Source organism: Streptomyces sp. NPDC001393 (genome assembly GCF_053597455.1).
Map to the genome: position 1 here is coordinate 1 of NZ_JBSFIH010000107.1, position 12,120 is coordinate 12,120.

9 protein-coding genes and 2 pseudogenes are annotated in these 12,120 nt (G+C 69.3%); 8 read left to right on the forward strand and 3 right to left on the reverse strand.

Features of this window, described 5'->3' with window-relative positions:
• The first annotated feature begins 610 nt into the window (after positions 1-610).
• Positions 611-1,613: pseudogene (locus ACWC2T_RS44760) on the forward strand (IS5 family transposase).
• Positions 1,614-1,632: 19 nt separating this feature from the next.
• On the opposite strand, the gene ACWC2T_RS44765 reads toward ACWC2T_RS44760, so the two are convergent.
• Both ACWC2T_RS44765 and ACWC2T_RS44770 read right to left on the reverse strand, forming a co-directional pair.
• Positions 1,633-1,989: a helix-turn-helix domain-containing protein gene (locus ACWC2T_RS44765; protein ID WP_450676040.1), complete on the reverse strand. Its 357-nt coding sequence runs from the start codon at positions 1,987-1,989 to the stop codon at positions 1,633-1,635.
• An 85-nt stretch (positions 1,990-2,074) separates the two neighbouring features.
• A pseudogene (locus ACWC2T_RS44770) lies at positions 2,075-2,191 on the reverse strand (IS481 family transposase); the annotation flags it as partial.
• Positions 2,192-2,390: 199 nt separating this feature from the next.
• Between ACWC2T_RS44770 and ACWC2T_RS44775 the strand changes: the two are divergent.
• Genes ACWC2T_RS44775 through ACWC2T_RS44785 form a run of 3 tightly spaced genes read left to right on the forward strand, consistent with a single transcriptional unit; the run spans position 2,391 to position 6,281 of the window.
• On the forward strand, positions 2,391-2,981 hold the full coding sequence (locus tag ACWC2T_RS44775) for an ArsR/SmtB family transcription factor (RefSeq protein WP_450676041.1): 591 nt from the start codon (positions 2,391-2,393) through the stop codon (positions 2,979-2,981).
• A 4-nt stretch (positions 2,982-2,985) separates the two neighbouring features.
• The gene (locus ACWC2T_RS44780) at positions 2,986-3,726 is read left to right on the forward strand and encodes an ABC transporter ATP-binding protein (protein WP_450676042.1); all 741 of its coding nucleotides are present in this window, start codon (positions 2,986-2,988) and stop codon (positions 3,724-3,726) included.
• Positions 3,726-6,281, forward strand: a complete 2,556-nt coding sequence (locus ACWC2T_RS44785) for an ABC transporter permease (RefSeq protein WP_450676043.1) — start codon at positions 3,726-3,728, stop codon at positions 6,279-6,281. Before ACWC2T_RS44780 ends, ACWC2T_RS44785 begins: the two co-directional genes overlap by 1 nt.
• A 519-nt stretch (positions 6,282-6,800) precedes the next feature.
• Here the strand turns inward: ACWC2T_RS44785 and ACWC2T_RS44790 are convergent.
• Positions 6,801-7,490, reverse strand: coding sequence for a helix-turn-helix domain-containing protein (locus tag ACWC2T_RS44790; RefSeq protein WP_450676044.1), 690 nt, complete (start codon positions 7,488-7,490; stop codon positions 6,801-6,803).
• 660 nt (positions 7,491-8,150) lie between these two features.
• Here ACWC2T_RS44790 and ACWC2T_RS44795 point away from each other — a divergent pair.
• The 4 genes from ACWC2T_RS44795 to ACWC2T_RS44810 are packed head-to-tail and all read left to right on the forward strand — an operon-like array spanning position 8,151 to position 11,710.
• On the forward strand, positions 8,151-8,798 hold the full coding sequence (locus ACWC2T_RS44795) for a MauE/DoxX family redox-associated membrane protein (protein WP_450676045.1): 648 nt from the start codon (positions 8,151-8,153) through the stop codon (positions 8,796-8,798).
• Positions 8,791-9,264, forward strand: a complete 474-nt coding sequence (locus tag ACWC2T_RS44800) for a TlpA disulfide reductase family protein (protein WP_388767474.1) — start codon at positions 8,791-8,793, stop codon at positions 9,262-9,264. The genes ACWC2T_RS44795 and ACWC2T_RS44800 overlap by 8 nt, the downstream gene beginning before the upstream one ends.
• Positions 9,261-11,171: an ABC transporter ATP-binding protein gene (locus ACWC2T_RS44805; RefSeq protein WP_450676046.1), complete on the forward strand. Its 1,911-nt coding sequence runs from the start codon at positions 9,261-9,263 to the stop codon at positions 11,169-11,171. Before ACWC2T_RS44800 ends, ACWC2T_RS44805 begins: the two co-directional genes overlap by 4 nt.
• A complete protein-coding gene (locus ACWC2T_RS44810; RefSeq protein WP_450676047.1) occupies positions 11,168-11,710 on the forward strand; it encodes a S26 family signal peptidase in 543 nt (180 codons plus the stop codon). The genes ACWC2T_RS44805 and ACWC2T_RS44810 overlap by 4 nt, the downstream gene beginning before the upstream one ends.
• The last annotated feature ends 410 nt before the right edge of the window (positions 11,711-12,120 follow it).

Consider the following 12,120-nt stretch of genomic DNA (forward strand, 5'->3'; position numbering starts at 1 on the left):
CAGCCTGACAAGGACGCCGGGTGCGGCCCCCGACGCCGACCGACCAGCGGACCAGGCACCCCTCACAGTTCCGCGCCGCCGCCTCGCGCTGGGCCGCAACCAGTACGCGCACAGCACTGCACAAGGACCCCGACACACCTGCCGGGGTCCTTGGTCGAGCGGCCCGACGATAATGCTCGCCGTCATGATGTGGCCGACGATCAGCACCGCGAGAGTCACCTTCAGGCCCAGTCTCCTGGGTGCGGCCGGCCGCGGGCCGAGCTGCGGTTCAGCCGTTCCCAGGGGATCGGAGGTGACCTGCACAGTGCTTCCGACTCGCGGATAGCCCCCGACGGCGAACGTCGTGCCGTCGCCCAGACGGACATGGACCCTGACCTCCATGGGACCATGGTCGCCTTATCTCTCGGGCGCGTGCGCCGCCAGCGCACGCCCTCGGCCAACAGGATCCGGCGCACCTGGGAGCGGCTGACCTCGATGCCCAGGCCCCGGGCCGCGGCAGCCAGAGTGTCCAAGGTCCACTCCGAGGGCCCGGACTAGGGCCTGTGTGATGTCGTGATCAATCCTGCCGATCCGGGCCCCTCGGGAAGGTGGATCCGGTGGGAAGGCGATCGTGACACGCAGGCAACTTAGCGACGAGCAATGGAAGTTGATCGAGCCGTTCCTGCCGATAGGCGAGTACGGGCCGTACCCCGAGCGACTGCGAGATCAGTTCGAGGGGGTGATCTGGCGGTTCCGCACCAGCAGCCAGTGGCGGGAGATGCCCGGCGAGTTCGGCCCGTGGCCGACGGTCTACGGCCGCTTCCGGGTGTGGAGGGACGCCGGCGTCTTCACCGCACTGCTCGAAGGCCTGATCGCCGAGGCCGCCCGCCAGGGACAGACGGACTTATCCCTGGTCAGCGTGGACTCCACCACGGCCCGCGCCCACCACGACGCAGCCGGGATGCGCATCGACAAGGAGGTCCTGGATGCCCTTGAAGAAGCCGCCGTCGAGCAGGAGCGGGCCCGGCAAAAAGGGGCGGCCCGCCAGAACAGAACGGACAGCACGGCAGTGACGACCCCGGTCAGAAGAACGGCGGCACATCAGGCGACGGCGCAAGCTCCGCTTGAACCAGGCCCTGCTCGGCAGATCCCACGGTGGTCTGACCAGCAAGATCCATCTCGCCGCAGACCGCAAGTGCTGTCCCTTGTCCCTCGTCCTGACCGCAGGACAGGCCGCCGACAGCCCTCAGTTCGTCACCGTGCTGCAGAAGGTGCGCATCCGTCTTCCCGTCGGCCGACCCCGGACCCGGCTCGACGCGGTCGCCGCGGACAAGGCTTATTCCTCCCGCGTCAACCGCACCTACCTGCGCAAACGCAACATCAAGGCAGTCATCCCGGAGAAGAAGGACCAGGCTGCCAACCGGAAGAAGAAAGGCAGCCGGGGCGGGCGCCCCACACGCCACGACGCCGATCTCTACAAAGCGCGGAACACCGTCGAGGGCCTGATCAACAGGCTGAAGGCCTTGCGGGGCATCGCGACTCGACACGACAAAACACCCGAGAGCTACCTCGCCGGCCTCCACCTACGCGCCTCGATGATCTGGATCAACGATCTCCTGAAGACAACTGGTTGATCACGACTTCACACAGGCCCTAGTGCGCGGCCCACATCTCGTTCGACGGCTGCACCTCAAGTCGGCCGGGCGGGGCCTGCTTGACCATCGCGATGATCCGGGAGCGTTCGGCCTCGGTGATCCTTCGCTTGCGTCCCTGCCCGCCCAGATCCTCCAGGCCCTCAAGTCCCGAGCGGTTGAAGCGGTGTAGCCAGCGGCGCACCGTCTTCTGACTGCACCCGACCTGGTCAGCGATCTGCGGGACCAGCCAGCCGTCCCAGCTCAGCTCGACCATCCGGCACCGCTCCACCAGAATCTTCGGCGCCTTCCTGGCAGCCAGGCGGTGCACCACCGCTTGCTCGCCCTCGTCACGGCTCGGGCCTGCCCTCAACACCATGACCCAGCAGCCGCCCTCGAGCACCCGCAACCACCCCGCTACCAGCAGCTATACCCACCGATAGCGGAATCCAGCATTAGGTGGAGTACGCCTGCCGGCTGATCCCGAAGCACCGGCAGGGCATTGCAACGTTCCCGCTGACCTCTTCGACGTGGCGTATGACGGCAAGGCGCCGCTTGGCCTCGCGGTCAAGCGGCGGGGTGGTGGGCGTGGCACGAGCCCGCCCCCGCGCCGGGCAACCACCATCGCGGCGACAGCCGAGTACAGCGGCGGAAAGGTAACCCGCGCCGTGACAGTGCCGGGCTGGGTGGTGGCCCGGGGTCATGGCGGGGATATCCCCACCATGGCCCGGGGTGCCTGCAGGATCGTGCACAAAGGTCTGTGCACAGCAATCTGTAGACATGACGTTCACCCCCTCCCTCAGCGGGCTGAAGGCTCTCGCACATCCCAGACGCCAGCAGATGCTGGAGCAGTTGGCTATGCAGGGACCGGCCACGTCCGCCACCCTCGCCCGTGCCCTCGATCTCAACACCGGCGCGACCAGCTACCACCTGCGAGAACTCGCCCGGCACGGTTTCGTCGAGGAGATCCAGGCCGACGCCGCATCCGGGAACAAGGGCAAGGGACACGGTCGCGAGCGCTGGTGGCGTGCGGTCTCGGGCGACCTGCGGCTGCCGGCGCGCAGCGCGCAGGATCCGCAGACCCGTGTCGTCGTCGACGAGATGAGCCGGCTCGCCTACACCGCGGACCTGCGGCTGTTTGAACGACTGCAGCAGCAAGGCGACGACCTGGGGGCGTGGATGGACGCCTTCCCCTACTCACGCGGAACCGTCCAGGTGACCCTCACAGAGCTGCACGACCTCTTCGAGGAGTACATCGCGCTCCTCAACCGGTACAAGCGGCCCGAGGGAGCCCCCGCGGGGGCCCGGACCGTGCTCACCCGATTCCTGGCCTTCCCGGCCCCGAACCCGTCAGGAGAAGACGTTGCTTAGCGGCATGCCCCAGGCCGTCCGGCTCGATTCGGTGACCAAGATCTACGGCAGCGCAGACCGCAGAGGGCGTGACGTCCGGGCGCTCGACACGGTGTCCGTCGCCATCCCACCCGGCACCTTCACCGCGGTCATGGGCCCGTCGGGATCGGGCAAGAGCACGTTTCTGCACTGCGCGGCGGGCCTGGACAGCCTCACCTCCGGCGCATGCTGGATCGGCGGCATCGCGCTCAGCGGCATGAACGAGACCCAGTTGACGAAGCTGCGCCGCAAGCACGTCGGATTCGTCTTCCAGGCGTACAACCTCGTGCCGTCACTGACGGTCCGGGACAACATCATCCTGCCACTGAGGCTGTCCGGTGAACGGGTCGACAGGCGCTGGCTGGAGGAGGTGCTGGCCCGGGTGGGTCTCACGGGAAAGGCCAACACGCGGCCGTCCCAGCTCTCCGGCGGCCAGCAGCAGCGGGTCGCCATAGCTCGTGCGTTGATCACGCGCCCTCATGTCATCTTCGGTGACGAGCCGACCGGCGCGCTGGACACGGTCACGGCCAGGGACATCCTCACCCTGCTGCGTTCGTGCGTTGACGCCACCGGCCAGACGGTGGTGATGGTCACCCATGATCCGGTCGCGGCGTCCTACGCGGACACGGTGCTCTTCCTCGCGGACGGCCGCATCGCCGACCGGATGCAGTCGCCGTCTGCCGACCGCGTCGCCGACCGCATGACGCACCTCGGAGCGTGGGCCTGATGCTGCGTTATGCACTGCAGTCCCTGAAGTCCCGCAAGGCGGGGTTCATCGGGGCGTTCCTGGCGCTGATGTGCGCCGCGGCTTTGGTGACCGCCTGCGGTGGTCTGCTGGAGACCGGACTGCGCGGCGAGATCGGTACCGAGCGGTACTCCGGCACGCCGGTCATCGTGGCGGCAGACCAGAACGTTCACCACGTCACGAAGAAGAAGGGCAAGACCAAGGACAAGGCCAAGCCGCTCGGCGAAAGGGTGTGGCTGCCCTCGGCCGCCCGGGAGCGGATCGAGACGGCCCCCGGGGTGCGGAAGGTCGTGCCGGAACTCGACTTCCCCGCGTACGTGGTCGGATCGAACGGCAGGATCTTCGGCGGCCCGGACGGCAAGGAGTCGTCGGGGCACGCATGGGCGTCTGCCCAGCTGACACCGTTCCGCATCGACAAGGGGACGCCTCCGCGGACCGCCCGTGAGATCGTCGTCGACCGGGGGCTGGCCTTACGCGCAGGTCTGGCCCCCGGCGACAAGGTGACCGTTCAGGCCACCGGTTCGCCTTCGACCTACACGGTGACGGGGATCGCAACCACCCCCGACGGTGATCTGAAGGAACAGGCCGCGGTCTTCTTCTCCTCGGACGAGGCTCGGCGGCTGGCCGGCCACCTTGGCCAGGAAGCCGTGATCGGCGTGCTGCCCAAGGAGGGCGTGAGCACCGGAGAGCTGGCCAGGGCGGTGCGGAAGGCCCTCGGTGAGTCGTCGCACGAGCAGGTGTCCACCGGCGGTGACCGCGGCCGGGTGGAGTTCCTCGGGGCAGCCAAGGCCCGGGTCAAGCTGATCAGCATGGGAGGCGCGATCGGCGCCATCGGACTGCTCGTGGCGGTCCTGGTCGTGTCCGGCACGTTCGCCCTGTCCATCCAGCAACGCCGCCAGGAGATCGCCCTGTTGCGGGCCGTGGCGGCAACCCCCAAGCAGGTGCGCCGGCTGATCGGCCGGGAGGCGGTGTGCGTCGGCTTCGCCGCCGGTCTGCTCGGCGCGCCGGCCGGTCTGCCGCTGACGTCCTGGCTGCACGGAAAGTTCGTGGACTTCGGGACGATCCCGGAGACCCTGAGGCTCGTCCGCAGCCCCTTCCCGGTGTTGGCGGCGATGGCCGCGGCACTGTTCGCGTCGTGGGCGGCGGCGCGTATCTCGGCGCGCCGCATCTCCCGTATCCGTCCGGCCGAGGCGATGTCCGAAGCCGCCATCGAGGGCGACCGCCTGCCCTGGGGTCGGCTCGTGGCGGGGGGAATCGCACTGGTCGGCGGGGTCGTCCTGTTCGTGGTCCTGGCCGCACTGCACACGGAACCGGCCTCGATGCCGGTGACCTACCTCGTGGTCCTCGTGGTCTCGATCGGGCTCGCGCTGCTCGGCCCGCTGACGGCCAGGGGCGCACTGGCTGTCCTGGGTGTTCCGCTGCGGCTGTCCAGGGTCGCCGGGTACCTCGCGGCCCACAACGCTCGCGCCAACGCCAAGCGGCTGGCCGCGGTGATCACACCGCTCACCCTCCTGGTCGGCATGGCGTCCACCATCATCTTCGTCCAGACCACCCTGGGCCACGCGGCCGAGCATCAGGTCCGCAACGGTGTCACAGCGGATTGGGTGGTCGACTCCACAGGTCCCGGCGTGCCCGGCGCCGTAGCCGACCGGATACGGGGCCTGCCCGGCGTGATGGCCGTGACCGAGATCGTCCACACATCCGTCCGCACGCCCGGCCTGGACAAGTACTCCGTCCAGGGCGTAACCCCCCGCGGCCTTGCCTCGACCATGGACCTGAAGGTCACCGAGGGCTCATTGGACCGACTCGGCGGCCACGCGGTCGCCGTCAGTGATGTGGTCGCCAACAGCAAGGGCCTTCATCCTGGCGACACGATGAAACTGGTGTTGGGCGACGGCACTCCCGCCACCGTGAGCGTCGTCGCGGTGTATAAGCGGGGTCTCGGCTTCGGAGACCTGACCATGGCACATGATCTCGTGGCCGCTCACATCGACAATCCGCTCAGCGACTCCGTGCTCGTCGCGGTCGGCGGTGGTGCCAAGCGGGACACGGTACGGGAGCAACTGGCAGGTGTCGTGAGGGGCTTCCCCGGCGCGGTGGTCACCGGCAGCGGAGGTATGGCGGACCGTCAGGCGACGACGCACGAGGAGAACGCCGAGGTCAACTACGTGGCCATGGGGCTCATCGTGGCCTTCACCGCCATCGCCTCAGTCAACACCCTGGCCATGTCCACCGCCGACCGGTCACGCGAGTTCGCCCTCCTGCGCCTGGCCGGCATGACCCGGCGGCAGGTCCTGCGGATGCTTCGCCTGGAGGCCTTGACCGTGGCACTCACCGCGATCGTGCTCGGTACGGGGATCTCGTTGGCCACGCTCACGTCCTTCAGCATCGGCATGGCAGGTGAGGCGGCTCCGGCCATGTCCCCCGTGATCTATCTGACGATCGTGGCGGCAGCCGCGACGCTGGCCCTCATCGCGACGGTGCTGCCCGGCAGGATCACCCTGCGGTCAAACCCCACTGACACGATCGCAGACTGAAGATCCGAAGCGAGAAGAAAGGTCAGGCAGGTCCACGGGCTTGCTGTCGGGTGAGGGTCTTCGGGATCGGGTTGTGAGGCCCGACGTGGAGGCCCTCCTGGGCCGCTTGACCGCGCTGCCAGTCGAGCGGCGAGGGGCCGGTCGCGGCACTTCGCTTCGCGTTGCGCCCCCATTGCTGACGCGGCCCAGTGGACGGCAGGCGCGCGCATGATGGTCTCCGAACCGGCCCTGCAAGGTGCAGATGCTGCAGGCCGGGGCCATCGCCGAGGCCGAGATCGCCGCGGCCGTCGCCGACCGCACCGGCGCCGACCTGAGGCAGGACCTGTACCCACACCTCGTCGCTCTGCAGTCGTCGCCGCGATCAACACGGTCATGGCACACCACCTCCGCACCGATCCGCCGGTACCGGTGGGTCGTCTTCTCGGGGACGCCCTTACCCGGGTCGCGGCGGGGCTGTCCACCCCCTGCGCCCGCATCGCGGTCCGCAGTCCGCGTTGAGCGGATGGCCTCCGACTCGGCTCAGGGCAGTAGGACGCTGGTGACCCGGCCCGGCAGGAAGTCCAGCGGATCGCCGCTGAAGGCTGTCGTTCGGTGCGCGTGGAAGCGGCTGGGGGTGCAGCCGATCATGGACCTGAAAACGTGATCGAAATGAGCCTGGTCGTAGTATCCGGTCTCGGCAGCGACCTGAGCCCAGCGCAGCCCGCCCTGTCGCAACTGCAGTGCCGACTGCAGGCGGAGGATCTGGGCCATGGCCTTGGGCGACAGACCGACGCATTCGCGAAACCGCCGCTCCAGATGGCGGCGGCTGCAGCAGCAGTCGGCCGCCAGCTCCTCCACGCGTGCGCGGCCCGCCGTGCGGTGCAGTTTCCGCCAGGCGTGGACGAGGTCGGGGTCGCAGGTGCGCCCCGTGGAGAACCTGGCCACGAACACCGCGTCCAGCAGGGCGAATCGCTGGTCCCAGCCGGAGCACTCCGCAAGCCTCTCGGTGAGGAAGCGTCCCTCCCGGCCGAGGAAAGCGACCGGATCGACCGGCTCGTCCGTCCACTGCGGCGCCGGCACGCTGAAGACGCGGTAGGCGGCGAGCGGGGTGAGCAGGGCGGTGACCCCGTGCAGCAGGCCGCTGTGCTGGCCGATCACGGCGGTCGTTCTCAGCGCGTTGACCAGCGACGCGGCGTCGCAGCGCCGGCGGGGGTCGACCGCATCGACCATGCTGACCGGTTGACCGAACCCGAACATTATTTTCACGATCCCGTCCGGCACCATCAGGCGGCGGCGTATTCCGAATTTACCGAAACGGAATCCCCGGTATCCGAGCACGTGTCCGCGTAGGCGCCGGTGAGCAGGTCGGCAAACCAATTCGCGCTGCACGTTCGGAATAGCGTCCTCCGTGATTGGCTCGCCCACTTGGCTCCCCCGGGTTCTTCTCCCTGGCAGATCTTCGAAGCGATGCTAAGCCTGCGCGCGGCACCGCGCAGGAGTGCTAACAAGCCATACTCCGCCGCCTCTGGAAGCGGCTTGTCAGATACGTGTCGCGTTTTTACAAGCGCTGCATTCCGAAGCCGGGCAGACTTGCTCGCGGCTTCGTCCATAGAAGGGAGACAACTGTGTTCGCCAAGCTGGAGGCCATGGGAACGGCCCTGCTGGGAAGGCTTGTTCCGGCCGTAGACGCCTCGGCATCGTCCGAGTGGTGCAGTTGGATGCATTTCGGCCAGTGCTGGCAGTGCCGCAGTATCTGCGGATACAACGCATCCTGTGACGCGTACTGCTGCAACAGCGCATACAACTGCGGCAAGGTGTCCTGCTACTGCTGAGGACAATGCCCCCTTCCAGATCCTGAAGGGGGCATCCCGGCGGGAGGAAAGGTGCGCGGTGCAGTATTTCCTGTTGGGTATCCGATGTCTGATCGGCGTCCTCTTCTTCGTTTCTTCGATCAGTAAGGTGGCGGGCGTTTCGGCGTTCGGGGAATTCCGGGCGTCAGTACAGCGGATGACGGCGCTGGCACGCCTGCCGACAGCACTGGTGGCCTCCGCGGTCGTCGTCATCGAGTTCTCGGTGTGGGGCCTGCTCGTGGTTCCGACGACAGCCACCGCGATCAGCGGTCTGCTCCTCGCCTCCTTGCTGCTCACGGTGTTCGCGACGGGCATCGTCCGCACCCTGCGGCGAGGTGTGCCGGCCGCGTGCCGGTGTTTCGGCTCGGCCACACGCCCGCTGAAGAGGCGGCACGTGGTCCGCAACCTCGCCCTTGCCGTGCTCTCCGTGGCGGCGACGGCGGCACTCCTGCGCACCGGCTCGCACACAGGGCCGGTGCGCATCGCCGGCGGCGCCCTCGCATTGTTCGGCGGCGCGGTGACCAGCGGCCTGGTGGTCGTACTCGACGACATCTGTGACCTTTTCCAGCCCGTCAACGAACGAGAGGAGACAAGCCGTGGCATTGCTCACAGCGGTGGTGGTGCTCGTAGGAGCGGTCTGCCTACTGGACCTCGTCCTCACGCTGGGGGTGATCAGGAGGTTGCGTGAGCACACCGAGCTGCTGGGCCGGGCCGGCGGTCCGGGCGGTGCGCCCCCCGTCATCGCCGTCGGTTCACCAGTCACGGACTTCGTGACCGTGACGCTGGACGGGGAACAGGTCCGGCGCGACCTGCTGACCGATCCGACGCTGGTGGCCTTCTTCTCTCCCACGTGCGAGCCGTGCAAGGCCAAGCTGCCCCGGTTCGTGGAGTACGCCGCGGCCATGCCGCACGGCCGCGCCTCCGTGCTGGCGGTGGTGGTGGGAGAGGCCGACCAGGCCGAGGACTTCGTCTCCCGGCTGGCGCCGGTGGCCCGCGTCGTGGTCGAGAACCACGACGGACCGCTCAGCACGGCGTTCCAGGCCGAGGCGTACCCCACGGTCCTGATGATCGCCGACGACGACCAGGGCCGGCCGGTCGTGCGGTCCAACCGGGTCGACCTGGAGCGCCCGTTCGCCGGGGCCGCACCCGCATGAGCGGGCCGGCCGGCACTCGGCGCGACGCGGCCGCACACGGGCGCCGGCGCACAGAGTCGGTACGCGTCACGACGCGGCGCGTCGCCGACGCCTGCGCCCTCGCGGTGAAAGCAGCCCCACGCACGCTCGCCCGGTACCTGACGCTCACGCTCGCCGCAGGGCTGCTGCCGGTCGCGAGCGCCTGGCTGACCAAGCTCCTCGTGGACGACCTGGCGACGCATGCCCCGACGCCGGCGGTGCTCGCCTCGGCCGCGGGACTCGGTATCACCGGTCTCGTGGCCGGCGTCACTCCGCAGATCACTCGATACCTGCGGTCGGAGCTGGACCGCCGGGTCGGGGTACTCGCGCAGGACCGCCTCTTCGCCGCCATGGACCGCATCACCGGACTGGCGCGCCTGGAGGATCCGCGTTTCCTGGACAGGCTGCGGCTGGCCCAGCAGGCGGGCAGGGAGCTGCCGAACCAGACCGTCGACGCGCTCCTGGGCATCCTCCGCTCGGCGCTGACGCTCAGCGGATTCCTCGGCTCGCTCACCCTTCTCAACCCCGTCATGACCGCCTTGGTGCTCATCGCCGCCCTGCCCGTGCTGGTGGCGGAACTCGCCTTGTCACGGCGGCGGGCCGGCGTATTGTGGGAGGTCGGGTCCGCCGAGCGCAGGGAGTTCTTCTACAGCCAGCTGCTCACCAGCAGCACGGCGGCCAAGGAGATCCGGCTGTTCCGCATCGGAGCCTTCCTTCGCGGGCGGATGCTGAGGGAGCGGCAAGAGGCCAACTCCGCGAAGCGGGCCGTGGACCGCCGCGAGGTCCAGACCCAGGCGGGCCTCGGGCTGCTGGCCACCGCCGTGTCCGGCGGCGGGCTGCTGTGGGCGGTGGCGGCCGCGAGCGGCGGGAAACTGACCATCGGCGGCGTGATGGTCTTCGTGGCCGCGGTCGCCGGAGTCCAGAGCACCTGCGCCTCCATGGCAGCCGAGGTGGCCCGGGTCCAGCAGGGCCTGCTGCTCTTCGAGCACTACCGCGCCGTCACCGCGGCTGGCCCGGACCTGCCGTGCGCGACCACCCCGGTCACGCCGCCCGCGCTGCGCCACGGCATCGAGCTGAAGGACGTCTGGTTCCGCTACTGCCCGCACGGGCCGTGGGTGCTCCGCGGCGTCACCATGGTCATCCCGTACGGCACCGCGGTCGCCCTGGTCGGCCTCAACGGGTCCGGGAAGTCGACGCTGGTCAAGCTGCTGTGCCGGTTCTACGACCCGGTGAAGGGCGCGATCCTGTGGGACGGAGTGGACCTGCGCGACATGGACGTGGCCGACCTGCGGCGCCGCATCAGCGCGGTCTTCCAGGACTACATGACCTACGACATGACCGCGGCGGAGAACATCGGCATGGGGGACATCGCATCCCTTCACCTGCTCGACCGCATCCATGGCGCCGCGCAGCGCGCCGGGGTCCACGAAACGCTCGCAGCCCTGCCGTATGGATACGACACCTTGCTGTCCCGTACCTTCGCCATGCCCTCCCAGACTGCCTCCGCGCAGGACGGCGTGACGCTCTCGGGCGGGCAGTGGCAGCGCCTCGCGCTCGCCCGTGCGCTCCTGCCCGAGCGTCACGAGTTCGTGATCCTCGACGAGCCCTCCGCGGGGCTCGACGCGGCGGCCGAGCACGAGATCCACTCCTGCCTCAGACAGCACCGGAGCGGGCGTACCAGCCTGCTCATCTCGCACCGGCTCAGCGCCGTGTGCGACGCCGACCTGATCGTCGTCCTCGGGGACGGCCGGGTCGTGGAGCAGGGTGATCACCGATCCCTCGTCGCGTCCGGCGGCGCGTACGCCCGGCTCTTCGCCCTGCAGGCCGACGGCTACCGGCCGCCGCAGTCCGCCACGTCTGCGGACGCACCCGCGCTGGGGCGACCGTGACCACCGGGTACGGCCGCCGGGCGCTCGTCGGGGTGTGCTGTCTGGGCGCCGCGTGGGCGGTGCTGCGGCGCAGCGTCATCCGCGTCACCGTACGTGGCGTGAGCATGGAGCCCACCTACCATGACGGCGATCGCCTGCTGGCACGGCGCGGTCAGCCGCTTCTCCCGAGCCAGGCGGTGGTCGTGGAACAGCCCCGTCCGGACGGCAGTTGGCCACGGCCCCCCATCTCCTGGCGCGACGGCCCGGCCGAGGTACGCAAGCGAACCTGGATGATCAAGCGCGTCGCGGCTCTTCCGGGGGACCCCGTGCCACGCGACGAGTTCCCGGCCCTGTCCGGCGCGGTGGCGGACCGGGTGCCGTCGGGCGCGCTGCTCGTGCTGGGTGACAACCGGGAGGTCAGCGCCGACTCCAGGGTGATGGGCTTCCTCCCGGTCCAACGCGTGCTGGGTGTCGTCCACCGGGCGCGCGGCCACACCCGTCCGGCCCGATGGCTCGGGGCGCTCCCCGCACGGGATGGACACAACACGTCCGGGATCTGAGGACCGGCTCCCGTGTTCGGGTTGATCTGCCGGGTAACGAGGGAGGGCCCCGCACCCACACCGTCAGCTCGGGGCGTACCGATACCGCCGGCTGGCCGGACGCCGTGCACATCCTCACCGGCCAACGTACGGACGACGTCGAGGGGCACGTTGAGGTTGGCCGCCAGATCCCGCCGGTCGCTCTCGTGCGTGCTCGCCGCGAGCCGCTCTGCGGTGGCCGTGCTCATGGCGCGGTGCCGGACCACCTCCTGCCGCTCGAAGGGCCGCAGGTCCGTGTACGAGCGCATCGACCGCGCCGTCCCTAGTACTCCAGCTGGACTTCTGTATTTGTCCTGGTCAACGGCCTGGCGGTGGGGAGTGTAGCGGGGGCTGAGTATGCGTGGGGCGGTCTTGGGTCGGCCGTCCCACCA

Coding starts and splice junctions, on each gene's coding strand:
- ACWC2T_RS44765 (WP_450676040.1), bottom strand. CDS start 1,989: ATGGTGTTGAGGGCAGGCCCGAGCCGTGACGAGGGCGAGCAAGCGGTG.
- ACWC2T_RS44775 (WP_450676041.1), top strand. CDS start 2,391: ATGACGTTCACCCCCTCCCTCAGCGGGCTGAAGGCTCTCGCACATCCC.
- ACWC2T_RS44780 (WP_450676042.1), top strand. CDS start 2,986: ATGCCCCAGGCCGTCCGGCTCGATTCGGTGACCAAGATCTACGGCAGC.
- ACWC2T_RS44785 (WP_450676043.1), top strand. CDS start 3,726: ATGCTGCGTTATGCACTGCAGTCCCTGAAGTCCCGCAAGGCGGGGTTC.
- ACWC2T_RS44790 (WP_450676044.1), bottom strand. CDS start 7,490: ATGGTCGATGCGGTCGACCCCCGCCGGCGCTGCGACGCCGCGTCGCTG.
- ACWC2T_RS44805 (WP_450676046.1), top strand. CDS start 9,261: ATGAGCGGGCCGGCCGGCACTCGGCGCGACGCGGCCGCACACGGGCGC.